The 23,413-nt window shown below is 68.7% G+C and carries 24 protein-coding genes; 9 read left to right on the forward strand and 15 right to left on the reverse strand.

Translation table 11 applies throughout. The features are described from left to right. Positions 1 to 30 precede the first annotated feature (30 nt). The 4 genes from AC3ERS_RS19275 to AC3ERS_RS19290 all read right to left on the reverse strand — a co-directional run bounded on the left by AC3ERS_RS19275 (position 31) and on the right by AC3ERS_RS19290 (position 3,181). Complete coding sequence (locus tag AC3ERS_RS19275; RefSeq protein ID WP_431969377.1) at positions 31 to 642, reverse strand: TetR/AcrR family transcriptional regulator; 612 nt, start codon at positions 640 to 642, stop codon at positions 31 to 33. After that, the gene (locus AC3ERS_RS19280; protein WP_431969379.1) at positions 639 to 1,724 is read right to left on the reverse strand and encodes a saccharopine dehydrogenase family protein; all 1,086 of its coding nucleotides are present in this window, start codon (positions 1,722 to 1,724) and stop codon (positions 639 to 641) included. Before AC3ERS_RS19280 ends, AC3ERS_RS19275 begins: the two co-directional genes overlap by 4 nt. Before the next feature lie 83 nt (positions 1,725 to 1,807). Continuing rightward, positions 1,808 to 2,332, reverse strand: coding sequence for a L,D-transpeptidase (locus AC3ERS_RS19285; protein ID WP_435592099.1), 525 nt, complete (start codon positions 2,330 to 2,332; stop codon positions 1,808 to 1,810). Between the two features lie 261 nt (positions 2,333 to 2,593). After that, positions 2,594 to 3,181 (reverse strand): TetR/AcrR family transcriptional regulator, encoded by a 588-nt coding sequence (locus tag AC3ERS_RS19290; protein WP_431969383.1) that lies wholly within the window; start codon positions 3,179 to 3,181, stop codon positions 2,594 to 2,596. Between the two features lie 86 nt (positions 3,182 to 3,267). Here AC3ERS_RS19290 and AC3ERS_RS19295 point away from each other — a divergent pair, with 86 nt between their 5' ends. After that, positions 3,268 to 3,795 carry an anthrone oxygenase family protein gene (locus tag AC3ERS_RS19295; protein WP_431969385.1) on the forward strand — a complete coding sequence of 176 codons (528 nt, stop codon included), beginning with the start codon at positions 3,268 to 3,270 and terminating at the stop codon, positions 3,793 to 3,795. A gap of 80 nt (positions 3,796 to 3,875) precedes the next feature. On the opposite strand, the gene rox is transcribed toward AC3ERS_RS19295, so the two are convergent. Then, the gene (gene rox, locus AC3ERS_RS19300) at positions 3,876 to 5,300 is read right to left on the reverse strand and encodes a rifampin monooxygenase (protein WP_431969387.1); all 1,425 of its coding nucleotides are present in this window, start codon (positions 5,298 to 5,300) and stop codon (positions 3,876 to 3,878) included. A gap of 233 nt (positions 5,301 to 5,533) precedes the next feature. Here rox and AC3ERS_RS19305 point away from each other — a divergent pair, with 233 nt between their 5' ends. After that, positions 5,534 to 6,376: a ketopantoate reductase family protein gene (locus AC3ERS_RS19305; protein ID WP_431969389.1), complete on the forward strand. Its 843-nt coding sequence runs from the start codon at positions 5,534 to 5,536 to the stop codon at positions 6,374 to 6,376. Between the two features lie 301 nt (positions 6,377 to 6,677). Continuing rightward, on the forward strand, positions 6,678 to 7,292 hold the full coding sequence (locus tag AC3ERS_RS19310; RefSeq protein WP_431969391.1) for a hypothetical protein: 615 nt from the start codon (positions 6,678 to 6,680) through the stop codon (positions 7,290 to 7,292). Between the two features lie 4 nt (positions 7,293 to 7,296). Here AC3ERS_RS19310 and AC3ERS_RS19315 read toward each other — a convergent pair whose 3' ends face one another. From AC3ERS_RS19315 to AC3ERS_RS19330, 4 genes are all read right to left on the reverse strand, one after another. Beyond that, positions 7,297 to 8,544, reverse strand: coding sequence for a PucR family transcriptional regulator (locus tag AC3ERS_RS19315; protein ID WP_431969393.1), 1,248 nt, complete (start codon positions 8,542 to 8,544; stop codon positions 7,297 to 7,299). Positions 8,545 to 8,749: 205 nt separating this feature from the next. Then, positions 8,750 to 9,853 (reverse strand): mechanosensitive ion channel family protein, encoded by a 1,104-nt coding sequence (locus AC3ERS_RS19320; protein WP_431969395.1) that lies wholly within the window; start codon positions 9,851 to 9,853, stop codon positions 8,750 to 8,752. A gap of 74 nt (positions 9,854 to 9,927) precedes the next feature. After that, complete coding sequence (locus AC3ERS_RS19325; RefSeq protein ID WP_357400409.1) at positions 9,928 to 10,074, reverse strand: hypothetical protein; 147 nt, start codon at positions 10,072 to 10,074, stop codon at positions 9,928 to 9,930. Between the two features lie 208 nt (positions 10,075 to 10,282). After that, positions 10,283 to 11,788, reverse strand: coding sequence for an MFS transporter (locus tag AC3ERS_RS19330; RefSeq protein WP_431969398.1), 1,506 nt, complete (start codon positions 11,786 to 11,788; stop codon positions 10,283 to 10,285). A 75-nt stretch (positions 11,789 to 11,863) separates the two neighbouring features. On the opposite strand from AC3ERS_RS19330, the gene AC3ERS_RS19335 reads away from it, so the two are divergent. Further along, on the forward strand, positions 11,864 to 12,772 hold the full coding sequence (locus AC3ERS_RS19335; RefSeq protein WP_431969400.1) for a LysR family transcriptional regulator: 909 nt from the start codon (positions 11,864 to 11,866) through the stop codon (positions 12,770 to 12,772). Between the two features lie 49 nt (positions 12,773 to 12,821). Here the strand turns inward: AC3ERS_RS19335 and AC3ERS_RS19340 are convergent, their stop codons facing one another. From AC3ERS_RS19340 to AC3ERS_RS19355, 4 genes are all read right to left on the reverse strand, one after another. After that, a complete protein-coding gene (locus AC3ERS_RS19340) occupies positions 12,822 to 13,403 on the reverse strand; it encodes a TerD family protein (protein ID WP_431969402.1) in 582 nt (193 codons plus the stop codon). A 184-nt stretch (positions 13,404 to 13,587) separates the two neighbouring features. Beyond that, positions 13,588 to 14,460, reverse strand: coding sequence for an aldo/keto reductase (locus tag AC3ERS_RS19345; protein WP_431969404.1), 873 nt, complete (start codon positions 14,458 to 14,460; stop codon positions 13,588 to 13,590). A gap of 45 nt (positions 14,461 to 14,505) precedes the next feature. Then, entirely contained in the window at positions 14,506 to 15,132 is a 627-nt protein-coding gene (locus AC3ERS_RS19350) for a TetR/AcrR family transcriptional regulator (RefSeq protein WP_431969406.1), read from the reverse strand. 2 nt (positions 15,133 to 15,134) lie between these two features. After that, positions 15,135 to 15,830, reverse strand: a complete 696-nt coding sequence (locus AC3ERS_RS19355; protein WP_431969408.1) for a type 1 glutamine amidotransferase domain-containing protein — start codon at positions 15,828 to 15,830, stop codon at positions 15,135 to 15,137. A 280-nt stretch (positions 15,831 to 16,110) separates the two neighbouring features. On the opposite strand from AC3ERS_RS19355, the gene AC3ERS_RS19360 reads away from it, so the two are divergent. The 5 genes from AC3ERS_RS19360 (at position 16,111) to AC3ERS_RS19380 (ending at position 22,201) form a co-directional block, all read left to right on the forward strand. Next, positions 16,111 to 16,986 (forward strand): metal-dependent hydrolase, encoded by an 876-nt coding sequence (locus tag AC3ERS_RS19360; RefSeq protein ID WP_431969410.1) that lies wholly within the window; start codon positions 16,111 to 16,113, stop codon positions 16,984 to 16,986. 8 nt (positions 16,987 to 16,994) lie between these two features. Beyond that, positions 16,995 to 18,056, forward strand: coding sequence for a PDR/VanB family oxidoreductase (locus tag AC3ERS_RS19365; RefSeq protein WP_431969412.1), 1,062 nt, complete (start codon positions 16,995 to 16,997; stop codon positions 18,054 to 18,056). 42 nt (positions 18,057 to 18,098) lie between these two features. Further along, on the forward strand, positions 18,099 to 19,577 hold the full coding sequence (locus tag AC3ERS_RS19370) for a flavin-containing monooxygenase (protein WP_431969414.1): 1,479 nt from the start codon (positions 18,099 to 18,101) through the stop codon (positions 19,575 to 19,577). Then, positions 19,574 to 20,509 (forward strand): SDR family oxidoreductase, encoded by a 936-nt coding sequence (locus AC3ERS_RS19375; RefSeq protein WP_431969416.1) that lies wholly within the window; start codon positions 19,574 to 19,576, stop codon positions 20,507 to 20,509. Before AC3ERS_RS19370 ends, AC3ERS_RS19375 begins: the two co-directional genes overlap by 4 nt. A gap of 63 nt (positions 20,510 to 20,572) precedes the next feature. Continuing rightward, positions 20,573 to 22,201 carry an FAD-binding oxidoreductase gene (locus tag AC3ERS_RS19380; protein WP_431969418.1) on the forward strand — a complete coding sequence of 543 codons (1,629 nt, stop codon included), beginning with the start codon at positions 20,573 to 20,575 and terminating at the stop codon, positions 22,199 to 22,201. Between the two features lie 80 nt (positions 22,202 to 22,281). Here the strand turns inward: AC3ERS_RS19380 and AC3ERS_RS19385 are convergent, their stop codons facing one another. Together AC3ERS_RS19385 and AC3ERS_RS19390 are read right to left on the reverse strand one after the other, a co-directional pair. Then, a complete protein-coding gene (locus tag AC3ERS_RS19385; RefSeq protein ID WP_431969420.1) occupies positions 22,282 to 22,668 on the reverse strand; it encodes a hypothetical protein in 387 nt (128 codons plus the stop codon). A gap of 163 nt (positions 22,669 to 22,831) precedes the next feature. Next, positions 22,832 to 23,257 (reverse strand): DUF6010 family protein, encoded by a 426-nt coding sequence (locus tag AC3ERS_RS19390; protein WP_431969422.1) that lies wholly within the window; start codon positions 23,255 to 23,257, stop codon positions 22,832 to 22,834. Between the last annotated feature and the right edge of the window lie 156 nt (positions 23,258 to 23,413).

Raw genomic sequence — 23,413 nt, forward strand, 5'->3', positions numbered from 1 at the left:
ACGCCAGGCTGATCCGGCCGGGTCCGGCACCTAACGCCCATCGAGAAGTGCTGCTGCGGTGGCAATCAGCACTCGGTCTGCGGTTTCGTCGCGGTGAGCGGCTATGCCCGAGCGGAACAGTGCGGCTCCTTCGACGATGATGGCGAACACTCGGGCGCGAGCTCGGCAGATCTCGGGGGCGAGGTCGGGATTGCGCGCGACGATGACCTCGATGACATGGGATTGGTAGCTGCTGTAGAACTTCTGGATCTCGGAGGCGACAGTCTCGTCGCGTCCGGCCAGCGCCCACAGCTCGGTGTAGATCCGCGTCAGCCGGGGATCGTCGTGTTCGGCGAGCAGGGTGCGGACGAGGTCTTCGGCGGATTGTTCGGCGACCGGCCGCGCCAGCAGCGGTTCGAGGCGCCGGAGCGACGATTCCAAGGTCCGGCGCAGGACCGCGCCGACCAGGTCGGTACGGGTGGGGAAGTAGTACTGGAGATGGCCGAGGCGCACTTCGGCTTTCGCGGCGACGGCGCGCATGGTCAGCTCACCGTAGCCGGAGTCGACGAGGATCCGTTCGGCGATGTCGAGCAGATCGGCCCGGCGCTGCTCGCCTTTGGTGGTGGCTCCCGCGCGCCGGGCCTCGCCGCCGGGGTGGGTCATGCGGCCCTACCGGTCGCGATGACGGTGTCGATTCGCGTCTCGACACCGTAGGCGGCGAGTGCGTCCGGGACGTGCGACGGCACCGGAGTCTGCTCGGGGAAGCGCACGCCGTTCGCTGCGGGCGCACCGTCGAGGCCGAGTACTCGTCGCACTCCGAGGAACGCACCGACCGCGGTGAGATGCGCCTGCCCGGCGGGATCGGTCACCACCGCGCGGCGGGTCAGGCCGTCGCGGGTGACGTCGACGCGCACCTGAGCGGTGCCGCCCGCACCGGGCGCGTACAGCAGGGCCCGGCGGGCGCCGGTGAAGCAGTCCCCGCGTCCCCATCGGAAGAATCCGAGCCGTTTGACCGCCAGCAACGCCGAAGTCGAAGCGGCGGAACTGAATCCGATCCTGGTAGCCGCGGTGACGGCGCCCAGCGTCAGCGGCAGGGTGAACTGTTCGGGGGTATCGATACGGGCGACCCGGGTCAGGGTGTCGCCGATGCGGACGCGGCGGGAGTCGGTGAGCGGCATGATGGTGTGCCGCTGCCCGTCCTGGACCACCTCGTAGTCCAGTCCGAGACGGTCCATGAACTCCACCGAGTCGGCGCCCGCACGGTCGCGCAGGTCCCAGCGGATCGCCACCTCCACGGTGTCGGCGCCGCCGAGCTCCTCGGCCAGATGTGCGGCCACGAGACTGGTGACCCCGCCCATCCACGCGGACGACAGCAGCACCGGCGCAACCGGATTCAGCATCGCCGCCACCGTCGCGGCGCGCTGTAGACGCGCGGTCCAGCGGGTGATGTCGACCAGCGGCGCCCCGCCGACGATCGCCGCCCGCAACACCCGATCGTCGGGGTCGTTGACCGCACTCACCACCGCCCGCACCCGAGCACGGAACGGCGCGGGATCGGACAGATCCCAGACCCGCAACGCCGCTCCGGTCGCCGCGGCGAGGTCGCGCCCTCGTTCCACCGATCGCCCGGTGAGCAGCAGCGGCAACGACGGGGCCGCCAACCGCGCCAGCTCGGCGCCGACGGTTCCGTATCCGCCCACGAGCAGGACCGGGCCATTCGCATCGAATTCGAGTTCATCGCTCACGTACCCAATATAGGTCAACCGACCTAAAAACGATCGGGCGCCTATGGGTGACCGATCGGACCGCAAGATCCAGCGGAACGTCGTTACGGCACGACTTCGATGATGTCGCCGGGCTCCAGGTAGTAGAAGAACTCGCGCGCACCGTCGGGGGTCATGCGGATGCACCCGTGTGACTGCTCTTCGATCGGGCCGATGTGGGTGGCGATGTCACCGTCGAAGAACACCGCGTACTTCATCCAGACGTGGTGCATCGTGCTCCAGTGGTCCTCGCGCTTGAAGTCGACGTCGAAGACGCCCGCCCGGGTCAGGTAGCCGGGCCTGCCGTGCGAGATCGGGGTCGGGCCGTAGGTGACCCGGCCGTTGTCCATCAGCCACGCCTCGTTGGTCGACAGGCGCATACACCCGCGCGCCTGGGCGGAGCACGGCGCCACCACCGGCGCGGGCGGAATCAGTGGGGGCGCGATCAGCGGAGGCACGCCGGGGATGTCCGGTCCGCCGGGCCACAGCGGTTCGGCCTGCGCCGGGAGCGCGACGGCGAGTCCGGCCACCGCCGTGCCGATCAACAACGCGAGTCGCGCCACTGGGCGCAGTCGACTCTGGCACTTCATGGATCAGACCTGCCTTCCCCTCACCCCGTCGTGGGGACGTGCCGACCGCGGGGCGAGGGAATACGCATGGGCGACACGAGAGTCCGAGCTGACCTAGAAGTGTTTTCGATCATTGTGAAGCGGCTCTGGACCCCCGCGGGACAAATCGGACGCGACCGGTAGGCAACCGAGTCGATCTCGATAGCGTGGCGTGCTTGCCATCTTCGAGTTGTTGTGATTCCGCCGGAGATGGCGGCGTCAGCGCACGGAACTGATGTTCGGTCAGCCGAAGAGGCCGGCGCGTGCGGCCGTCAACGTCAGTGCCGCGGCGGCGTCCGCCGTGCTGTCGGTCACCCGCTCGCCGGTGATCAGGACTCGGAAATAGATCGGCGCCGCAAGGCTTTTGATCAGTTCCGCGGGATCGGCGCCGGAGGGAAGCTCGCCGCGCGCGATCGCGCGCGGCACGACCGGCAGCGCCCGGCGGATTCGATCACGGAAGACGTGCCGAATGCTGTCGGGCGGCGACGGCAGCCCGGCGGCGTTGGACACCATGACCGTGAGGACAGCCTGGCCGGACGGGCTGTTGATCCACGCGACCAGACTCCGCGCGAGCGCGCGAAGATCGCCCTCGATCGAACCCGTGTCGGGGATCGCTATCTCCGCGGCGACGCTCTCGGCCAGCGCATCGGCGATCAGGGCGTCACGGTCGGGCCACCGCCGGTAGACGGTCGTCTTGTGCACACCGGCGCGCTGGGCGACGTTGTCGACGGTGAACGCGGTGTAGCCGTGTTCGCTCAGCTCGTCGACGGTCGCGGCGAGCACGGCGGCACGGACCTTCGGCCCGCGTCCGAGGGGCGCGGCAGAACTCATTGCAACTCCTTGTTGCGATATCGACGGCAACCGGGCATGCTGACGATATCGCAACTCGGTGTTGCGATCGTGCGATGGGAGTTGCGATGCTGTCGAAATCCGTCCGTGCGGCGGCGCTGTTGTTTCCCGGGCTGCTCGCAGGGGCGTTCGGATACGGCGCGGTGAACGTGCTGTACGCGTTTCGTGAGGTGCCCCTCGAGGTTCGGTTCACGTTTCATACCGCGCTGATGCGAGTCAACGGCGTGGTGATGCAGTCGCTGATGGGCTTGGCCATCCTGAGCACGCTGCTGCTGGCAGCGCGATCGAGGTCATGGCCGCGATGGGTCGCGGGGAGCGCGTCCGCGCTGACGCTCCTGTCGTTCCTGGTGACCCGCCTCGGGAACGTGCCGATCAACCAGCAGATCAAGCGCTGGGCGGTGGGGACGCCACCCGACGATTATGCCGACATCCTGCGGCGCTGGGAGCTGTTCCATATCACCCGGACCGGGTGCGCGCTGGTCGCATTCGTCTTGGTGATCGCGGTCGTCACCGGATTCATCGGGGCCGGCGCAGACGATCGGCCACCGAGCGCTGCCGCCGACCGGCCCTCGATGGATGCCAACGCCGCACACTGAAGGAGGATGACCGGGTCCGTGGAGCGGGCCGGTGCGATATCCGCACCGGCCGCGTCACATCCCTTCCAGCCCTGGCGAATTCAGCTCGCGGCGCCGAACCAGCGAGGCAACTTGTCGAGCAGATCCCGCTGATCGTCACCGACCCATGCCACGTGGCCGTCCGGCCGCAGCAGCACGGCGGGCACGTCCAGTTCCTCGCTGACGTCGACGACGTGGTCGACCCGATCCGCCCACCCGGCAACCGACAGCAAGCCGGTCTGGTCGAGCAGCAGTCCGCGGCCGCTGTGCATCAGCCCGTAGAGGCGCCCCCGCTTCAACCCCACGTCCCGCATCCGCCGTCCGAGCAGCTCATGCCCCTCGCCGAAGTCGTAGCGGACCCCGATCGCGGTGATCTTCTCGATCAAGTACCGGTTGACCTCCTCGAAATCCATCAGTTCCGCCACCAGTTTTCGCACAGCCTGCGGTCCCGGCTCGAGGGACATCAGCTGCATCATCGCGCGGGTGTTGTCCAGCACGTCGGCGGCCACCGGATGCCGTTCGGCGTGGTAGCTGTCCAGCAGCCCCTCCGGGGCCCATCCGTCGACCTCGGCGGCCAGCTTCCACCCGAGGTTGAACGCGTCCTGGATACCGAGGTTGAGCCCCTGCCCGCCGGTCGGCGGGTGGATGTGCGCCGCGTCGCCCGCCAGCAGCACCCGGCCGACCCGGTAGCGCTCGGCCTGCCGGGTCGCGTCGCCGAAACGGGACAGCCAGCGCGGTGAGTGCACGCCGAAGTCGGTGCCCGCGACCGCCCGCAGCTGCTGCTTGAACTCCTCGAGTGTCGGCGAGACGGTACGGTCCTCGGCCACCCCCGCGGCGGGCACGATCACGCGATGCACCCCGTCCCCGAGCGGCATGGCGCCGAACCGCTTCTCGGTCTTGCGGACTTCGGCCATCACGGCGGCCAGCGTCTCCGGCGGCGCGTCCACCACCATCTCGCCCAGCAGCGTCTCGACCCGGCTCGGCTCGCCGGGGAAGCCGACGCCGATCAGCTTGCGCACCGTGCTGCGTCCGCCGTCACAGCCGACGAGGTAGCGCGAGCGCAACTCCGTGCCGTCGGCCAGCTCGACGGTCACCCCGTGCTCGTTCTGGGTCAGGCCGACCAGCTCGCAGCCGCGCCGGATCTCGGCGTCCAGCTCGGCGGCGCGTTCGGCCAGCAGGCGATCGGTGATGGGCTGCCGGATGCCGAGCACGTAGGGATGCGCGGTGTCCAGCCGCGTGGGCCACGGCTTCTCGATACCGGCGAAGAAACCACCCACCGCGAACTGCTGGCCGTGCGCGAGGAACCGCTCCAGCAGACCACGCTGGTCCAACACCTCGACACTGCGCGCGTGCAGACCGAGCGCGCGAACGAACGGAGTCTGCTCCGCCTCCTTCTCCAGCACGAGAACTCGGACCCCGTGCAGCCGCAACTCACTGGCCAGCATCAAGCCGGTCGGTCCGCCCCCGGCAACGATCACATCGAACATGAACCGCCCATTCCCTCGAGGTCTGCGTTTTCGGCCAGCTGCTTCGCGCAGCTCCGCGACGCACACGCACGTCACAGATCCCTGATTTTCAGCAGGTACTGGCTTCGGCCGGACATTCTGCGGCACGACCGGGGTCTTGCCGCAAGACCCCCAGTGCGCTATATGTTGAAAGTGGCAGAGAGTTTTTCTCGCCTATGGCGTCCGGTTCGGACTAACGAATCCCTCCCGAAACGGTGACCCGCTGCGCACACGGCAGCACTTTCGCCTTTCAGCTCTCCCGCGCGGGTCACGATGTCACCGTCGTCGCACGCGGATCTCGGCTGGAGCGCCTGCGCCGCGATCAGGCGATCGTCACCGCCACCGGCGAACAGGCCGCCGTGCGCGTCGCCGCCGAGTTGGACACGACGACGCCATGGGATCTCGTGCTGGTCACGGTCCTCGGGTCGGAGGTCGACGTACTGCTACAGCGCCTGGCCGACTGCGCCGCGCGCACTGTCATGTTCATGTTCAACATCTTCGAATCCCTCGACCGCTTCCGCGACGCGGTGGGACCGGAGCGCACGGTATTCGGCTTTCCGGCGGTGGTGGCAGTCATTCGAGACGGCGAACTGGAGTTCACCGTTCTGCGCCGTGGCACGCCGTCGACCGTTTCGGACGAGCGTTGGGCGACAGTCTTTTCCGACGCCGGGATCCCCTCGACCGTGCACCCTGATATGCAGGGTTGGCTGCGGACCCACGCGGCATTCGTCGTGCCGGTGCTGCTGGCGGGGCAAAGTGCGCATCGCACCGGCCACGGTCTCGGCCGACGCGAAGCGACCGCACTGGCCCGCGCCCTGCGCGAGGGATTGAGCCTCGTGCGCCAACTGGGAAACACCCTCACCCCCAGCCCGATCGGCATTCTCGGCCGCCTGCCCATCGTCGTGATCGCCGCACTGCTGTGGACGGCCACCCGGCTGCCGGTGTTCGTCAGAACGAGCTCGGTGGCGCCGACAGACGAACTGGCGGCCCAGATCGACGAAATGGATTCCACCGCACCACAAGGCACACCGGCTCTACTGGCCGTCCGCCCCGAATAGCCCCAGACCGCCCCGGCTCACGGCCGACAACGGTTTTCGCCGGACGAAGCGAACCACCGGCGAATCGACGCCGGGCTGCGCCAATGCCGTTGGCGAATTCTTGTCGTCAGCGACATATGCTCGGAGACAACGCATCCGGCGCGTCCATGTGTTTTCCACGAATGGCCGATTTCGGCGATCGATACCGGCGGACGCACCTTATCGTCGAGACGTGCAGGCGAAAAAGGCGCTCCATGGATTCGATCTTCCTGGTTCGCAAAGGCACTCCGAGACGGCGGCTGCCAATCCTTCGGCGACAAGAGTGGACGACACACCCGTCCACGGACTGTGGCGGACGCAAAGATTGCCGCAGGGATTCGAGTGCCGCTGGCGAAGTGCCGATTTCGGCCACGAGTCACCGGGCGACGCCTTCGCGCGACAATCCTTCGCAATCGCCGAATTCACCGTGTTCTCCTCCGGCGGAGCACATGTCGTCGAGAGAACACTGCCCACACTGTTCGGTGGCGGCAGCATCATCGCCGACATCGACGTGCCGGAAGCCGCATCCCGCGGACTCCTGTTCGCCCTGGGCAACCGGGGCGGCGGCGTGGCCGTCTATGTCATCGACTCGACACCCCGAGTCGCCGTCACGACCGCAGCCGGAACACTGCACGTGCGAGCCGACCGGATACTGCCCCCGGGTCTGCACCGCGTCGGCTGCGTACTGCGCCCCATGGGCGAGAACCTGCACGTCGGCGCGATGGTGGACGGCACGGTGGCCGGAGGCGCCCACGGCAACCACCGGCTCCCGCTGACGAACCCGCGCGAGCCCACGATTCTGTCCGTGGGCTACGACTGCGGACTCCACGTCGGCGATCGATACCAGCCGCCGTTCGCCTGGAATGGAACGCTGCATCGTCTGAGCATCGACGCATGATCCGCTACCGCGCGGCCCGCCGCGGAATGACGTCGGCGTCACGGTGACTGCGGGCCACCATCGCCGAGCGCAGATACCACAGCCCGGACGCCTGGGTCGGGTCGAAATCGATGAGCTGACCGATCCGTTTGAGGCGGTAGTCGACGGTGTTGGTGTGCACATACAGCAGCCGCGCCGTACGCTGCCGGTTCAGATTGGTGGCGATATAGGTCTTCAGCGTCTCGAGGAACTCCGGATACTCCTCCAATGGATCCAGCAGCGAGCCCAGGAAGTCGCGGGCCGGGCCGGGCCGGGTCAGCTGATACTCCAACGCCATGTCGTTGAACCGGTACAACCCGGAGTCGAACTGCAACCGCTGCACCATGTCCAGTTGCTCGTGCGCCTCGTCAGCGGCCTCGGGAATCCGCCGCAGTCCCGCCTCCACCACGGTCGCCCTGACCGGAGTCTGCGCGGCGTCCGTCAACCACTTCACCAGGAATTCCAGTGCGGCGTCGTCGAACTCGGCGGCGGGCAGCAGAATCGTTCCGCCGTCGACGCTCAACAGCGACAGCGCGCTCTCCCCGCACCGGGTGGCCAGCTCCGCCTGCACGCGACGTAGTTTGCGCCGCGCCACCACTTTCGGATCGAGCTTGGGGTTCGATTCGTCACGGTGGGGCGGAATGTGCACCGCCAGCACGTGATAGGCGTCGGCGATCGGGACGCCGCACTCGCGCGCCATGGTGGAGGTGCTGTTGCCGCCGAGCAGCGCCGAGGTGAGCGTATGCACGGCGGTATGGTGCTCGCTGACAACCGCTTTCAGCTCCCGCACGTAGGCGACCGACACGGTCGAGCTGATGGTGTCCAGAATGTCCATCAGCCGGCGCGCGACATTGACCAGCCTCTGCTGGTCGCTGGTCGTCGCCTTCGCCAGGACGATATCGAAGCCCAGCTTGAAACCCTCGTGTATGGCGTGCTGGATGGTGTCGATCGGGATGCCCTCGCGCGCCCATTGCGCGGCGGTCGCGCCGATCCGCTCGATATCCGAACCGATGCCCTCCCCACCGTCGAGCATGCGCATCGCCAGCTCGATGCACACGCGCGTCACCGCGGCCACGTCACCGCCCAAGGCGTCACCCGGCAGGGTGTTACACGGTGCGACGGTTTGCAGAAAGTGCCCGACCATTCGCTGTGAGATCGCGCGAACGTCCTCGAGATGTGTCGATGCCGGTCGACCTGACACCGTAAGATCCGGATCGGCCTGCTGTGCGGACATGAAAGCCTCCCGCGGGGTAGTTCACGTCCCGCCACCGTAACCCGCACAATCTTCGGCGACCGCCGCTCTCGGGCGGGTTTGTGGCAGCTGAGCAACGTCCCGACGCGCTTTGTGCGGAGAGACAGATTGATAGAACGACCAGTCCCACCAACAACTTCGGTTCTCGTCGGCTAGCTGCTACCGAACGGACATCGGCGATTCGTTCTCATTCGCCGTCGCGACTGCCCGAATCGCCGGACCCGTTGGCCGCCATGGCCATTGCGCGGCGCTCGCCGTCGGCGTCGGTGATCGCGGTGGGAATCTTCGGCAGGGCGTGCGGATGGTGACGGCCGAGCCAGTCCAGCAGTTCCTCGCGGACCGCGCAGCGCAGGTTCCACGCGTCGTCGGCGTCCGCCGCCGACATCGTCGCGCGCACCACGATGTTCGTCGGTGTGCTGTCGGTGACGACCAGATTCCAGTTGCGGCGATCCCACTCCGGGTGGTCACGAAGGTAGTCGTGCAGGTGTTCGCGCAGCAACGGCACCGGCGTGCTGTGGTCGAGGTGCAGGAACACCGTGCCGGTGAGCTGCGAACCGCCCCGCGACCAGTTCTCGTACGGCTTGCTGTTGAAGTAGGAGACCGGCATGGTCAGCCTGCGGTCGTCCCAGATCCGCACGGTGAGAAAGGCCAGGGTGATTTCCTCCACGGTCCCCCATTCGCCTTCCACCACCACCGTGTCGCCGATCTTCACCGAATCGCCGAAGGCGATCTGCAACCCGGCCATGAGATTGCTCAACGTCGACTGCGCCGCGACGCCCGCGATGATGCCGATCACGCCGGCCGAAGCCAGCAGCGAGGTGCCCAGCGTGCGCAGACTCGGGAACAGCAGCAGGATCGCCACCGCGGCGGTCGTGACCACCAGCACCGAGGTGACGATGCGGCGCACCAGTCCGAGCTGCGTGCGCAGCTGGCGCACGCGCGAAATCTCGTTCGTGCGTCCGGCATAGCGCCGCAGCATGTTCTCGGCGACCGCGTCGGCGGCCCGGATGACCAGCCACACCGCCGCCATGATCGCCGCCGCGGCCAGGATGTTCCGTATCACCGCGTCTTGTCGTAAGTTCAACTCCGCCAAGGGATAGGCGGCATGCAGCGCGATCGCGCCGAGCAGGGCCTGCACAGGCGACTGCACCCGGCGCAACAGCATCGGCAGGTGCGTATCGGGACGATGTCGCGCGCTGTAGCGCAACATCCCGTCGACCAGCAGCCCCGCCGACACGGTGATGGCGACCGTGCCGAACAGGACGATCAGCGGCCGTAGTACGTCCTCCACGAGATCGAACTCCTCTCGTCGTCACGCGGGCCACGGTGCGCTTCGGCAGCGGAAACGCACCGCGGCCCAGGTTTTCACAGCAGTGCCAGCGTGAAACTCAGCACGCAGAGCACGAGAACCCATGCGGCGATGGTCAGGTGGATGGAACCCGCCTGCTCGGCCGAGCCGGAACGGTGTCGGCGATCGGCACGATACTGCGGGCGCGAAGCCGAAACGGCCACGTTGTCCTCCTTCGGTCGACTTGCCTCAGCCACACGCATACCCGCTCTCGCCGAAGATCGACATGAAGACTTTGTTGCGCATCCCACCTCGGCCGCCCCGGCTCGTCAGCGTGGTCCGTCGGGGAGGCGAGTGTCAGGATTCGGCGTACTCACCGGCGACCCGATTGGGCCGCCGGTGGTCTGCGGGGTCGGCTTACGACCGCTCCCCTCAGTGCGATTGCCCGCGTCGAGACAGCAGCGATTGCAGGACGACCAAGGCCCCGAGGGCGAGCACAGCCACGCCGATCACGCGCAATCCGAACTCGGCGCCCGAGACGAACGCCGCGACGACCTCGTGGGCACGCGCGGAGGTGGTGGCGGCGAGCGCCTCGGCCACGGTGCGCGGATCGTGGCCGGCGCGAATATCGGGTGGCAGCGCGGCGACGAACCGGGAGTTGAGCGCAGTGCCGATGACCGCGACGCCGAGCGCGCTGCCGAACTCGCGGGTGGTGGCCTGCAGTCCGGCTCCGACTCCGGCCTGGGCGGGCGGCAGTGACGTGGCGATCGCGCCGGACAGCGTCGGAAGTGCCAGTGTCACACCGATTCCGGTCACGACAAGCCATGCGGCGTAGGCGGCGTAGGGCGTCTGCTCGGCGCTCGTGGAGATGCCCAGCAGTCCGCCGCCGACGAACACGAAAGCGAGGGCGACGGTGGCGTCGTGACCGATGCGGTGCACGAGGCGTCCGACGTGCCGGGTGCCGAGAATGACCGGGACGGTCAGAGGGATGATGCCCAGCCCGGTGTGCAGGACGCCGAATCCCTTGCCGTATTGGAGAAACGACGCGTTGACGTAGAACAGCGCGAACATGCCGAAGAAGACCGCCGTCATGCCGAGGCAGGCGCTGCGCAGGCGTGGCAGGCGGAGTATTCGCGGGTCCAGCAGCGGGTGCTCCACTTTCAGTTCGACGAACGTCCAGAGCGCGAACAGCGCGGCGGCACAGCAGAATCCGGCGATCACCAGCGCGCTGTCCCAGCCCGCCTCCGGACCTTGAACGATGCCGATCAGCAGCGCGACCGACGCTCCGACGAGCAGCACGGTGCCGAGGGGGTCGAGGCTTCGGTCACTGCGCGGCGACACCGGCGCGACCAGGCCCACGAGCGCGGCGAGGATCAACGCGACCGGGATGCTCGCACCGAAGAGCCAGCGCCACGACCCGCTCGTCAGCAGAGCTCCGCCGCCGATGTTGCCGACGACTCCGCCGATCCCGGTCATCGAGGCCCAGGTCGCTATCGTCGCGCTCCTGCGTTCGGCGGGTACCGCGTGCAGCAGGATCGCGAGCGTGTTCGGCAGCACGGCGGCGGCGCCGATCCCCGTGACGGCGCGGCCGGCGAGCAGGACGGCGACATTCGGCGCCGCCGCGGAGATCAGCGCGCCGACCCCGAACAAGGCCAGCCCGGCGAGCAGTATTCCCTTGCGCCCGAAGCGATCCCCCGCCGCTCCGCCGGGGATCACCAGGCAGGCGAAGCAGATCACGTAGGTGTCGACGATCCACACCAGCGCCGACGCGGACGGGTGCAGTGCGCTCGCGGCGAATATAGGAACCGCGAGGTTGATCGCGGCGACCATCCCGACGACGAGGACGACGCATGCGCACATGACGGCGAGTAAGCCGCGCCGGGCGACGGGGCGCGCGGACGCGGCCCGTGATGGTGGGCTCAGAACAGTTGATCGCATGGCGATGACGGTATTGACCTGCGACATCTCCGTGCCACGCAACTTTTACAACTGACGATTGCGTAGTATGCAATTGTGCCTGGGCAGCTCGACCTGAACCTCCTGCGTGTATTCGACGCACTGCTGCGGGAAGGGAGCGTCACGGCGGCGTCGGAACGGCTGAATCTGTCGGTTCCGGCCACCAGCCGAGCGTTGGCCCGGTTGCGGCGCACGATGGGCGACCCGATCTTGGTACGCGCCGGTCGCGGGCTCGCGCCGACACCGTTCGCGCTGCGCACCGCTCCGCGCGTGCGGTCACTTCTCGACGAAGCCGAGGCGTTGATCAGCGCCGATCGAGAGATCACCGTCGCGGAATTGCAGCGCACGTTCACCATTCGCATCAACGACGGCGTCGCGGCGACGCTGGTGACGACAGCGATCGAAGCCGTCTCCGCGGCTCCCGGCGTGACCTTGCGGTTCGTGACGGAAGGCACCGAGAGCATCGAGGCGCTGCGTGACGGCTCGGTCGACCTCGACGTCGGTGTCGGCGATGTCGACGCTCCCGACATCCGGAACGCCGTCCTGTATCGAGAACGGCTCGTCGGCGTCGTCCGCGCGGGCAGCGCACTGGGCCGTCACCGCAGCCCGACCTTGGCGCAGCTGTGCCGATATCCCCACGTCTCGGCCTCTCGCCGGGGGCGCGCTCGGGGACCGCTCGACGACGCGCTCGCCGCCGCGGGCCTGCACCGCCACGTCGCCGTCGTCGTGCCGACCTCGGCCGTCGCCGCGCTGTTGGTGTCCGCGAGCGACTACGTCGGACTCATCCCCCAGCGCCTCGCCGAACAATACGGCCGAACCCTCGGCATCCGCTGGTTCTCGATCCCCGCGGACCTACCGGACATCGATGTGCGACTGCTCTGGCATACGCGGCTCGACGCGGACCCGGCACAACGCTGGCTGCGCGACACGATTCGCGAGGCGCTCAGCGCTCCTCGTACCAGTTGACGGCCGCCGACCGCGGGCCCCGAAAGCCGTTCCCGCGGTGGCCCGGTCGCTACTGCATGGCGAAGCGGAGCAGCGCCTGCTTGTCGCCCTGCTTGATCTTGCCCTTGCGGTTCAGGACTTCCAGCTGCCACGCACCGCCGTTGCGGAAGGCGCGGGCCACGGCGTTGGCGTTGTCGGTGCCGAGCAGGGAGGGCCAGATGTCGGCGACCTGCTGGCTGTTGCCGCCGGTGGCGTCGTAGATCTTGAAGGAGATGTTGTTCGCCTTCTCGAACGAGCTGCCCTTCTTGAAGGCCGCAGCCACGAAGACAATGGCATCGATGCCGCCCGGCACTTCGGCGAAGGTGACGTGCACCGTCTCGTCGTCGCCCGCGGCCGCGCCCGTCTGCTCGTCGCCGGTGTGCAGGACCGCGCCGTTGCCCAGCGGGTCGAGCGAATCCAGGCCCGCGAAGCGGACCGGCTCGCTGCCCTGCATGAGAATTGCGATCAGGTCCAGGTCCACGCCGCGCTTGCGGCGCGCCCAGCCGAGCGCTCCGCCGCTGGTGCCCGCCGAGGGATCCCAGCTCACCCCGACGCTCAGCTTGGCGATGCCGGCGAGATCCGCCGCGCCGTCTTCTTTCCGGAGCGTGATCATTGCCCGCTTCCCCTTCTACCGTCCGAGTCTCGGCGGTGGCTCTCGCTCGGGCGCAACGCCCCTGGTCTCGACCACGACACTACCCATGAACTCCGGGGCCGTACAACACGAATCAGGCCGGGGCGACGAGCGGGATTGCCCGGCCGTGCCTTTCGCGGGCACGGCCGGGCAGCGGCGGCTCGGATCAGGCCGCGGCGGACAGTGCCGCGAATTCGTCGTCGGTGAGCGTGATTCGAGCGGCGTCGATGTTCTCCTCGACGTGGCCGACCGAGGAGGTGCCGGGGATCGGCAGGATCACCGGGGAGCGGCGCAGCAGCCAGGCCAGTGCCAGCTGGGCGGGCGTCGCGCCGTGTTCCTTGGCGATGGCGTCCAGCGGGCCGCCCGGCCGGGCGAGCTCACCGGTGGCGATCGGGAACCACGGGATGAACGCGATGTTCTCGGCCTCGGCGTACTCGAGCACTGCCTCGTCGGCGCGGTTGGCCAGGTTGTAGAGGTTCTGCACCGAGACGATCGTCGCGATCTCACGCGCCTGCCGCAGCTGCTCGACGCTCACCTGGGAGACGCCGATGTGCCGGATCTTGCCCTCCTGTTGCAGCAGGACGAGTTCACCGAGCTGGTCGGCCAGCGGCACCTGCGGATCGATGCGGTGCAGCTGGTAGAGGTCGATGCGGTCGACGCCGAGGTGGCGCAGGCTGAGTTCGGTCTGCTGGCGCAGGTATTCCGGCCTGCCGACCGGCCGCCAGTCGCCGGGACCGGAGCGGGTCAGCCCGCCTTTGGTGGCGATGACGAGATCGTCGGCGTAGGGGTGCAGCGCCTTGCGGATCAGCTGTTCGCTGACGAACGGCCCGTACGAGTCGGCGGTGTCGATGAAGTTCACGCCGAGTTCGACGGCGCGGCGCAGCACCCGAACGGCCTCGTCCGGATCCGCCGGATCGCCCCAGACGCCGGGACCGGTGATCTGCATGGCGCCGTAGCCGAGGCGGTGGACGGGGAGGTCGCCGCCGAGGGCGAAGACGCCGGACGACTCGGCGGGACGGGAGGTGTCCGTGGTTGACATGGGGAAACCTTTCTGCTGGAAGACGATTCGCGCGGGCAGCGCCGGCTACGCGCCCGCGTCGCGCATCATGCCCGGGAACGCTTCGACGGGCTCGTCGATTCCATCGCGCGAGGAACCGGCGGATGGTCCGGCAGCGAGCAGCCCGGCGAGCACCGCGTCGATCGCCGGATCGAACAGGCCTCGGGGATCCGACGCGGATTCCAGGCCGATCACCAGCGCGATGCAGATGTCGGCGGCGGTCGCGGGCGGCACGGAATCCGCGGCGCCCGCGGTGTCGAACAGCTCGATCAGCAGCGCGCGCAGGTCGCCGGTGAACGCGGCGCAGACGTCGCCGAACAGGCGCGCCTTGGCGTCGAGCAGCTCCGCCGCGTGCGGTGAGTCCCCGCGCAGGCGTAGCACCAGCTCCAGCTTCGCCGCCAGAACGCCCCGAATGCGTCCGTACGCAGGGGCATTCGCCGACGCGGCGGCACGGGCGCCCGTGAGCGCCTGATCGTGCAGCCGCTCGGCGAGCCTGCGCACGGCGTCGTCCTTGCCGCGAACGTACTGATAGACCGCCGACCGGGACACGCCCATGGTGGCGCCGATGTCGTCGACCGTGGTGCGCCGCACGCCGTATCGCGCCAGGCACTCGTAGGTGGCGTCGAGGACCTCGTCGAGCCGGTCGGTGGCCATGATCAGAACAGTTTCCGCAGCAGCTCCTCGGCGACGCCTGCCGAGGAGGCGGGGTTCTGGCCGGTGATCAGCGTGCGATCGGCGACCACGTTCGGCGACCACGGGTCGGCCTCGCGGAAGTCGGCGCCGATCTGCACCAGCCGGTCCTGCAAGAGCCACTTGGCCTTGTCTGCGAAACCGGCTTGCGTCTCTTCGGCATTGGTGAAGCCGGTCAGCGTGTAGCCGGCGAAGGCGTTGGTCCCGTCGGCCTTGGTCGCGGCGAGCAGCGCGGCGGGCGCGTGGCACACCACGGCCAGCGGCTTGCCGGAATCCAGTGCGGCGGTGAGCAATGCGCCGGAGGTGGCGTCGACGGCGAGATCCTCCATCGGCCCGTGCCCGCCGGGGTAGAACACGGCGTCGTAGTCGGCGAGGTCGACGTCGGCCAGCGCGATCGCGTCGGCCAGCTCGGAACTGGTGGACACCACCCGCGCCCGGTGCTCCGCCGTCTCCTGACCGCCGTTGACCTCGGGCGCCAGGCTGCCCTTGTCCACGCTGGGCACGACGCCGCCGGGGGTGGCCACCACGACCTGGTGGCCCGCGGCTTTCAGCGCCTCGAACGGCACGACGAATTCCTCGGCCCAGAATCCGGTCGGGTGCTTGGTGCCGTCGGCCAGTGTCCAGTAGTCGACACCGGTCATCACGAAAAGAACTTTCGCCATTCTCGTCTCCTTGTTCGGATTGTTCGGAACCCGCGAGGGTTCGGTCATCGGTGCACGTCGTCTCGTCCGGATCAGGTCGCCATGTCCACGGACTGACGTTCCGCGTCCGATCCGTCAGTGGCGACACCGACGACGGTAGGCCCGCTCCGCCGGGCATCGCCAATAGGAATCGACATGTGAGACATCGAAATTTCTATGGATGCGCAGTGTTGACATCACGTGATGTCAACAAATACCGTCAATGGAGCCTGTTTCAACGACGAGACGCGAGGACGGTGGCATGAGCACAGCGGCGTACGACGACCAGGCGCACGCGATACACGCGCGCGACGTGCGGTTCGATTTCGATTCGGTCCCCATGCACTACATCCCCGGCGAGGTGATGGCGACCCACATCATCAACGTCATGCACCTGGTGCTGCCCGAAGGCGAGCGGGCCATGGCGCAGGCGCTGGCCGAAGCGCTGCCGCTCATCGACGACGAACGACTGCGCGAGGAAGTCCAGGGGTTCATCGGCCAGGAGAACATGCACGCCAGTTCGCACGAGAAGGCCCGCAAGCATCTGGAGTCGATCGGGCTCGACGTCGCCCCGATGGTCGACACCGTGTCCTGGCTGGTCGACCGGGTGCTCGGCGATCACGGCCTGACCGGGCGCGCCAAGCACGAATGGCTCTGCGAGCGGCTCGCACTGTTCGCCGGGATGGAGCACTACACCGCGGTCATCGGTGAGTGGCTGCTGACGAACGACCAGCTCGAGGCCAAGAACATGCATCCGGCGATGCTGGATCTCATCCGCTGGCACGGCGCGGAGGAGGTGGAGCACCGCAGCGTGGTCTACGACGCGTACATGCACGTCGACGGCGGATACCTCCGCAAAGCGCGGACCGGTCTGCTGGCGAGCTTCGGCCTGCTCGCGCTGTTCGTGATCTCCGGCGGCTACCTGTTCCGCAAGGATCCCGAGCCGGACAAGGGACGGCACTGGCCGCTCCAGATGCTCAGCGCTTCGGCTCGCGGCGTGATTCCACGGTTCACCACGTTCGTCACCGAGATCCCCCGCTATCTGCGGCCGGGTTTCCATCCGTCCCAGCTCGGCCCCATGGACAACGCGATTCGCTACCTCGCGCAGTCGCCAGCGGCCCGCGCGGGTGAGGCGTGAGCGCCGTCGTGACCGGGAGCTATCGTCCGCCGCTCCCGGCGCGCGCAGTGGCGGGCCTGCTCGGCGCCTACAAGCGCGCGTTCGCCTCCGCGACGACGGCCGATCTGCTCTCGCGACCGAATCCGGTGCGCCGCACAGGTTTCGAACTACAGCTGCGGATCGACGCGCGCGCCATCGAGGCCGAGGGCGTGATCAGCCTGACGCTACGATCACCGAGCGGCGCGGATCTCCCGTCCTGGATTCCCGGAGCGCACGTCGATGTGTTCCTGCCATCCGGCCGCCAGCGGCAGTATTCGCTCACCGGCGATCCTTTCGACCGCAAGACGTATCGAATCGCGGTGCGCTACCTCGCCGACGGCGACGGCGGTTCCCGCGAGGTGCACGACGAGCTGCGGGAAGGCGACCTGCTGCGAATCAGGGGCCCGCGCAATGCCTTCACCTTCGTCGAGGCGCCGGACTACCTGTTCGTCGCCGGCGGCATCGGCATCACGCCGATCCTGCCGATGGTGGCCGAGTGCGCGCGCCGCGGCGCGCCGTGGCGGTTGATCTACCTCGGGCGATCGAGGGCGAGCATGCCGTTCCTGGAACGACTGGAGCGCTGCCGAGGCGGCCGCCTCGAGGTGCGGCCGGACGACGAGTTCGGCGCCCCCGATCTCGATGCCCTCATGGCCGAGGCGCCGCGCGGCGCCGCCGTGTACGTCTGCGGTCCGCCGCCGCTGATGGAATCCGCGCGACGGGTGCTCTCCGCCACCGACCCCACCGCCTCGGTGCACACCGAGCGCTTCTCCCCGCTCCCGGTCCAGGACGGCGCACCGTTCCGTATCACGTTGCTGCGCAGCGGAACAACGGTCGAGGTCGGCGGCGACGAGTCGGCGCTGGCCGCCATCCTGCGCGTGCGACCCGGCACCGCGTTCTCGTGCAGGCAGGGCTTCTGCGGCACCTGCAAGACGCGCGTCTTCGCAGGCGAGATCGACCACCGCGACCGGTTGCTGCCGGAGTCCGCACGGGATTCCAGCATGCTCACCTGCGTGTCGCGCGCGCTCGGGGACGACCTCGTCCTCGATCTCTGACCCCACGGGCAACGGCGCCCGTTCCGGAAAGGAAATCTCCTCATGTCCGCACCGAGCGGAACCGACCCCGAGCACCGCGCGATCGTCGTGATCGGCGCGGGCATCGCGGGCATCGGCCTCGCCGTCAAGCTGCGCGAAGCGGGTTTCGACGATTTCGTCCTGCTCGAGCGCGCGAGCAGGCTGGGCGGGACCTGGCAGGCGAACACGTACCCCGGCTGCGCCTGCGACGTGCCCTCGCACCTGTACTCGTATTCGTTCGCGCCGAACCCGGACTGGTCGCGCACGTACGGGACCCAGCCGGAAATCCTCGCCTATCTGCGCGTGGTGGCCGAGCGCCACGATGTGGTGCGGCACATGCGATTCGACACCCCGCTGATCCGCGCGCGCTGGGACGAGGACGCGCTCCTGTGGCACATCGAGACCGAACGGGGCGAGCTCTCCGCCGACGTGCTGATCTCGGCGGTCGGCCCGTTCAGCGAGGCCAAGATTCCCGACTTCCCTGGGCTCAGCGATTTCGAAGGCGCGCAGTTCCATTCGCTGCAGTGGGATCACGAGCACGACCTCACCGGCGAGCGCGTCGCCGTGATCGGCACCGGCGCGTCGGCGGTGCAGTTCATTCCGGAGATCCAGCCGATCACCCGGCGGCTCACCGTATTCCAGCGTTCGGCGCCATGGATCGTCTCCAGGATGGATCGCCGGACGCTGGGCGTGGAGCGCGCGCTGCTGCGGCGAATGCCCTTGCTGGGCAAGGCCATCCGTGGCGCGTACTTCGCGGGGATCGAGAGCTTCGGCCTGGTCGGATTCGTGGATCGGCGCTTCCGGCATCCGTTCCAGGCGCTGTCGCGGTGGCAGCTGCGCCGGCAGGTCAGCGACCCCGCGCTGCGTGCGAAGCTCACGCCCGACTACATGATCGGCTGCAAGCGCGCCATCTTCTCCGACGCGTATTACCCTGCGCTCGCCCAGGACAACGTGGAGGTCGTCACCGAGCGCATCGCGGAGATCCGGCCGCGATCGATCGTCACCGACGCCGGCGCGGAATACCCGGTGGACACCATCGTCTGGGGCACCGGATTCGGTTCGCTGCCGCAGTTGTACGAGCGGATTCTCGGCAAGGACGGCCGGTCGATCGCCGAGGCGTACCGGGAACGACCCGGCAGCTATCTCGGCGCGGCCGCCGCCGGTTTCCCGAACATGTTCTGCACGCTGGGCCCGTTCGGCGCGGCCGGGAACCAATCGGCCATCTACATGATCGAGGCCCAGATCGGCTACATCGTGGACGCGCTGAAGACGATGCGCGACAGAGGCATCCGCCGCGTGGAGGTGCGTCCCGGCGTGCAGCGGTCCTTCCTGGACGAGATGGAGGAGCGCAGCAGGGAAACCGTCTGGCTGAAGGGCGGCTGCGACAGCTACTACACCACCGCCGACGGCCGCAACGCCGGTCTGTATCCGGACTGGAGCTTCCACTACCGCCGCCGCGTGGCCGAATTCGACGTCGCGTCCTACGAAGCGAGTGTCCGATGAGCGCGCGCACCCTGGACACCGTGCGAAAACTGTTGCGGGCGGTCCCGTCCGCGCTGGCGGGCGGCCCGGGCGGGTACGACGTCGAGGGCAAGGTCGTGGTGATCACGGGCGCCGCGACGGGCATCGGATACGCGCTGGCCCGGCTGTTGTACGCGCGGGGTGCGCGTCTCGCGCTGGTCGACATCGACGGCAGGGCGGCCACCGCCGCGGCGGCCGGACTCGGCGTTCGCGCCGTCGGAATCGGAGCCGACGTGGCGGATCGCGCGGACATGCTCGAGGCGATCGATCGGGTACGCGAGAGGTTCGGTGGCATCGACGTCGTCGTGGCCAACGCGGGCATCGTGCCGAAACCGTCGAGCATCCGGCTGATGGATCCGGCGGATTTCGATCGCGTCCTCGCGGTGAACCTGACCGGCGTGTTCAACACCGTCCACCCGAGTCTCGACGACATCGTCGCCGCGCGCGGGCACGTGGTCGTCGTCTCGTCCTGCGCGGCTTTCGCACCGGGCATGGGCGGGTCGCCGTACATGGTGAGCAAGGCGGGCGTCGAGCAGTTCGGCCGGGCGCTGCGCGTCGAGCTCGCCGCCTCCGGCGCGACGGCGGGCGTGGCCTATTTCGGCATCGTCGATACCGCGATGACCCACGAGACGCTCGATGACGACGACATGGGCACCGAACTCGGCGACCTGCTGCCCTGGCCGCTGAACAAGCGGATCAGCCCCACCGAGGCCGCCGCGTCCATCGCCGACGGCATCGCGCGGCGCGCGCCCCGCACGATCGCACCGGCGGGCTGGGAGCCCTACGCCATGCTGCGGGGCGCGCTGAACGTGGTTCTCGATCAGCAGCTCAGTACCGACGAGCGGGTTCGGTCGCTGACGAACCGCCTGGAGCAGCGCATTCGTGCGGAGCGGGGGCGCTCGATCGACGCCTGAGGGCACGGTTGTGAATTGACTCATAGTTAATTTACTATCGAGTCAATTCGAACCGTGGAGAGGATGCGGATGGCGACGCGGTCGTGGTGGGGCTGGGGGAACGTGGCGGACGCCGTGACCGGAGAGGAGCGGGCGGCGTTGACGCGCCGGGTGGCGGCGATGCTGCCCGGCGCTGATCTCACCGTGCACGAGGCGCCCGAACTGTCGTCGCTGGCGTTGCCCGCGCCCCGGGTGCGGGTGCCGGATGCGTTGGCCCCGTTGGCGTCCGAGGATCTCGTCGATCGCGTCGCGCACTCGCGCGGGCAGGCTTTCCGCGACGTGGTGCGGAATCTGCTCGGCCGCGTCGACAATGTGGTCGATCGGGTCGTGCGCCCGCGCAGCGAGCGGGACGTGATCGACATTCTGGACTGGTGCGCCGATGCCGGGGTCGCGGCGATTCCGTACGGCGGCGGCACCTCGGTGGTCGGCGGTGTCGAACCGCGCTGCGCCGCGGACTATCCCGCGACGATCGCCGTGGATCTCGGCGGCTTGAACCGAGTTCTGGAGATCGATCGCACCAGCCGCGCGGCGCGGATCCAGGCGGGCATTCTCGGCCCGGCGCTGGAAGACGAACTGCGCCATCACGATCTGACGCTGCGCCACTTCCCGCAATCCTTCGAGTTCTCCAGTCTCGGCGGCTGGCTGGCCACCCGCGCGGGCGGGCACTACGCGACGGTCTACACCCATATCGACGACATGGTCGAGTCGATGCGGGTGGTCACCCCGATCGGCGTGAGCGAATCGCGCAGGCTGCCGGGTTCGGGTGCGGGACCTGCGCCGGACCGGATGTTCCTCGGCTCCGAGGGCATTCTCGGCGTGATCACCGAGGCGTGGATGCGGTTGCAGGACCGGCCGCGCTGGCGGGCGGGCGCCTCGGCCGTCTTCGACGACTACGCGCAGGCTGTCGCCGCGACCAGGACCATCGCCCAGTCCGGGCTGTTTCCGGCCAACTGCCGGTTGCTGGATCCGGTGGAGGCGTTCCTCAACGCCGGAACCGCTTCCGCGGGCGGCGTGCTGGTACTCGGGTTCGAGTCGGCGGACCATCCGGTGGCCGAGCCGATGCAGCGGGCGATGCAGATCTGCCGCGACCACGGCGGCCGATTCCCCGACGGCGTGCGCACCACCGACGCGGCCGAGGAGAAGGCGAGCGCGGGCGCGGCGGACACCTGGCGGTCCTCGTTCCTGCGCATGCCCTACCAGCGCGACGCGCTCGCGGCGCAGTCGATGATCGTGGAGACCTTCGAAACCGCCTGCACCTGGGACCGTTTCGACGCGCTGCGCGCCGCGGTACTGGACGCGGCGACCTCAGCCTTCGACGCGCTCGGCGTGACCGGCGTGGTCAGCTGCCGGTTCACCCACGTCTATCCCGACGGTCCCGCACCGTATTTCGGCATCTACGCCGCCGGGCGGTGGGGCCGCACCGTGGAGCAGTGGGACGAGATCAAAGCAGCGGTCTCGGAGGCGCTGGCGACCAACGGCGCGACCATCACGCACCATCACGCGGTCGGCCGCGACCACCGGCCGTGGTACGACCGCCAGCGGCCGGACCCGTTCGCCGCCGCGTTGCGCGCGGCGAAGTCGACGCTGGATCCGGCGGGCATCCTCAACCCCGGCGTGCTGATCGACCCGGCACGCCCCGACGGGCGTCCATGACGCGGCGGGCGCCCGCGTATCGGAAAGTCTCGAACGCGCGACGCCCGCCGACGATCGGGCCGAGTGCTCGTCCCTCGTCGTCACGCCCGCCTGCGCCGCATGATCCACCAGACCAGCAGCGCACCCACCACGGCCGCCGTGATGGGCAGCGACCGCCCGCGCGCCGCGCCGAGCACCTGCTTGCCGACGCCCGCCACCGGGGGCGCGCCCGCGGTGGCGCGGTCGACCAGGTGCTCGATTTGCACGCGTGCCTGTTCCGCGGTGTCGCGCGCGTAATGCTTGGCGTCCGCGGTACGGTGCCGCGCCGCGTCGGCGGCCCGATGCATCTTGTCCTCGGCGCCGGTCGGGACATCGAACTTGTCGGTCAGTCCCCCGACCGTCTCGCCGAGCCGCCGCTTCACCTTGTCCCCGTCCCGCCGCAGGATATCGGGAATGTGCGGGACGTCCGGTCGTCCCTTGCTACTCATCGTCGGCTCCCTTTCTCGGCCTCGACTCATCGCGGAGGGCGCCGGTCCGCTGAGGCAGCGTCGCTTCGCCTCCGTTCGCTGGCCGATTACCCGGCCATATCCTCGTGAAACAGGGTTACGGTGCCGGTGCGGACGGAGCCGCGGGTCGCGGCGCGCAGACGCATTACGACTGGTGCACGGGCTCCCGCGATACGACCGCGCGCACGCGACCGCGAGCCCAGGCGATCACGTCGGGTCCGCCGCGCAGGCACCACACGGCGATGACCGGGTCGCAGATCGCGCAGCCGAGCGACGAGTCATGCAGGAAGGGCACGATCGGGTTGCCTTCGATGTGGTGCAGGAGATCCCAGGCCGTGTGCAGCAGCCAAGCGATGCCGATGAAGGTCCACGACCGCAGGCCTCGATAGGCGCAGTAGGTGACGACCGCGGTGAACGCGAATTCCGCTGGGCCGAGGCCGCCGCCGCTGAGGTAGGCGGCGCCGGCGCCCGCGACCATGATCGCGTTGAACTGGCGGCGATGCGGTTCGCGAATCAAGGACATCAGCGTGATGTAGACGATGCCGACGAGCAGCGGCGCGACATAGTTCATGGCGGGACAACTCCTGGGGCGGGGATCGGAACGAGATCCGCTGCGGATCGCCACCGAAGTTATCGAGACGGTTTCGGGTCGCCCAGTGGCATTTATGCCATACAGCAACGGAAAACCGCCAACACCGAACAGCTAGTGCAACCAAGCCACCATCGA

This window comes from Nocardia sp. bgisy134, assembly GCF_057708325.1.

Coding starts and splice junctions, on each gene's coding strand:
- AC3ERS_RS19275 (WP_431969377.1), bottom strand. CDS start 642: ATGACCCACCCCGGCGGCGAGGCCCGGCGCGCGGGAGCCACCACCAAA.
- AC3ERS_RS19285 (WP_435592099.1), bottom strand. CDS start 2,332: ATGAAGTGCCAGAGTCGACTGCGCCCAGTGGCGCGACTCGCGTTGTTG.
- AC3ERS_RS19290 (WP_431969383.1), bottom strand. CDS start 3,181: ATGAGTTCTGCCGCGCCCCTCGGACGCGGGCCGAAGGTCCGTGCCGCC.
- AC3ERS_RS19295 (WP_431969385.1), top strand. CDS start 3,268: ATGCTGTCGAAATCCGTCCGTGCGGCGGCGCTGTTGTTTCCCGGGCTG.
- rox (WP_431969387.1), bottom strand. CDS start 5,300: ATGTTCGATGTGATCGTTGCCGGGGGCGGACCGACCGGCTTGATGCTG.
- AC3ERS_RS19315 (WP_431969393.1), bottom strand. CDS start 8,544: ATGTCCGCACAGCAGGCCGATCCGGATCTTACGGTGTCAGGTCGACCG.
- AC3ERS_RS19330 (WP_431969398.1), bottom strand. CDS start 11,788: ATGCGATCAACTGTTCTGAGCCCACCATCACGGGCCGCGTCCGCGCGC.
- AC3ERS_RS19340 (WP_431969402.1), bottom strand. CDS start 13,403: ATGATCACGCTCCGGAAAGAAGACGGCGCGGCGGATCTCGCCGGCATC.
- AC3ERS_RS19345 (WP_431969404.1), bottom strand. CDS start 14,460: ATGTCAACCACGGACACCTCCCGTCCCGCCGAGTCGTCCGGCGTCTTC.
- AC3ERS_RS19350 (WP_431969406.1), bottom strand. CDS start 15,132: ATGGCCACCGACCGGCTCGACGAGGTCCTCGACGCCACCTACGAGTGC.
- AC3ERS_RS19355 (WP_431969408.1), bottom strand. CDS start 15,830: ATGGCGAAAGTTCTTTTCGTGATGACCGGTGTCGACTACTGGACACTG.
- AC3ERS_RS19360 (WP_431969410.1), top strand. CDS start 16,111: ATGAGCACAGCGGCGTACGACGACCAGGCGCACGCGATACACGCGCGC.
- AC3ERS_RS19370 (WP_431969414.1), top strand. CDS start 18,099: ATGTCCGCACCGAGCGGAACCGACCCCGAGCACCGCGCGATCGTCGTG.
- AC3ERS_RS19375 (WP_431969416.1), top strand. CDS start 19,574: ATGAGCGCGCGCACCCTGGACACCGTGCGAAAACTGTTGCGGGCGGTC.
- AC3ERS_RS19380 (WP_431969418.1), top strand. CDS start 20,573: ATGCGGATGGCGACGCGGTCGTGGTGGGGCTGGGGGAACGTGGCGGAC.
- AC3ERS_RS19385 (WP_431969420.1), bottom strand. CDS start 22,668: ATGAGTAGCAAGGGACGACCGGACGTCCCGCACATTCCCGATATCCTG.
- AC3ERS_RS19390 (WP_431969422.1), bottom strand. CDS start 23,257: ATGAACTATGTCGCGCCGCTGCTCGTCGGCATCGTCTACATCACGCTG.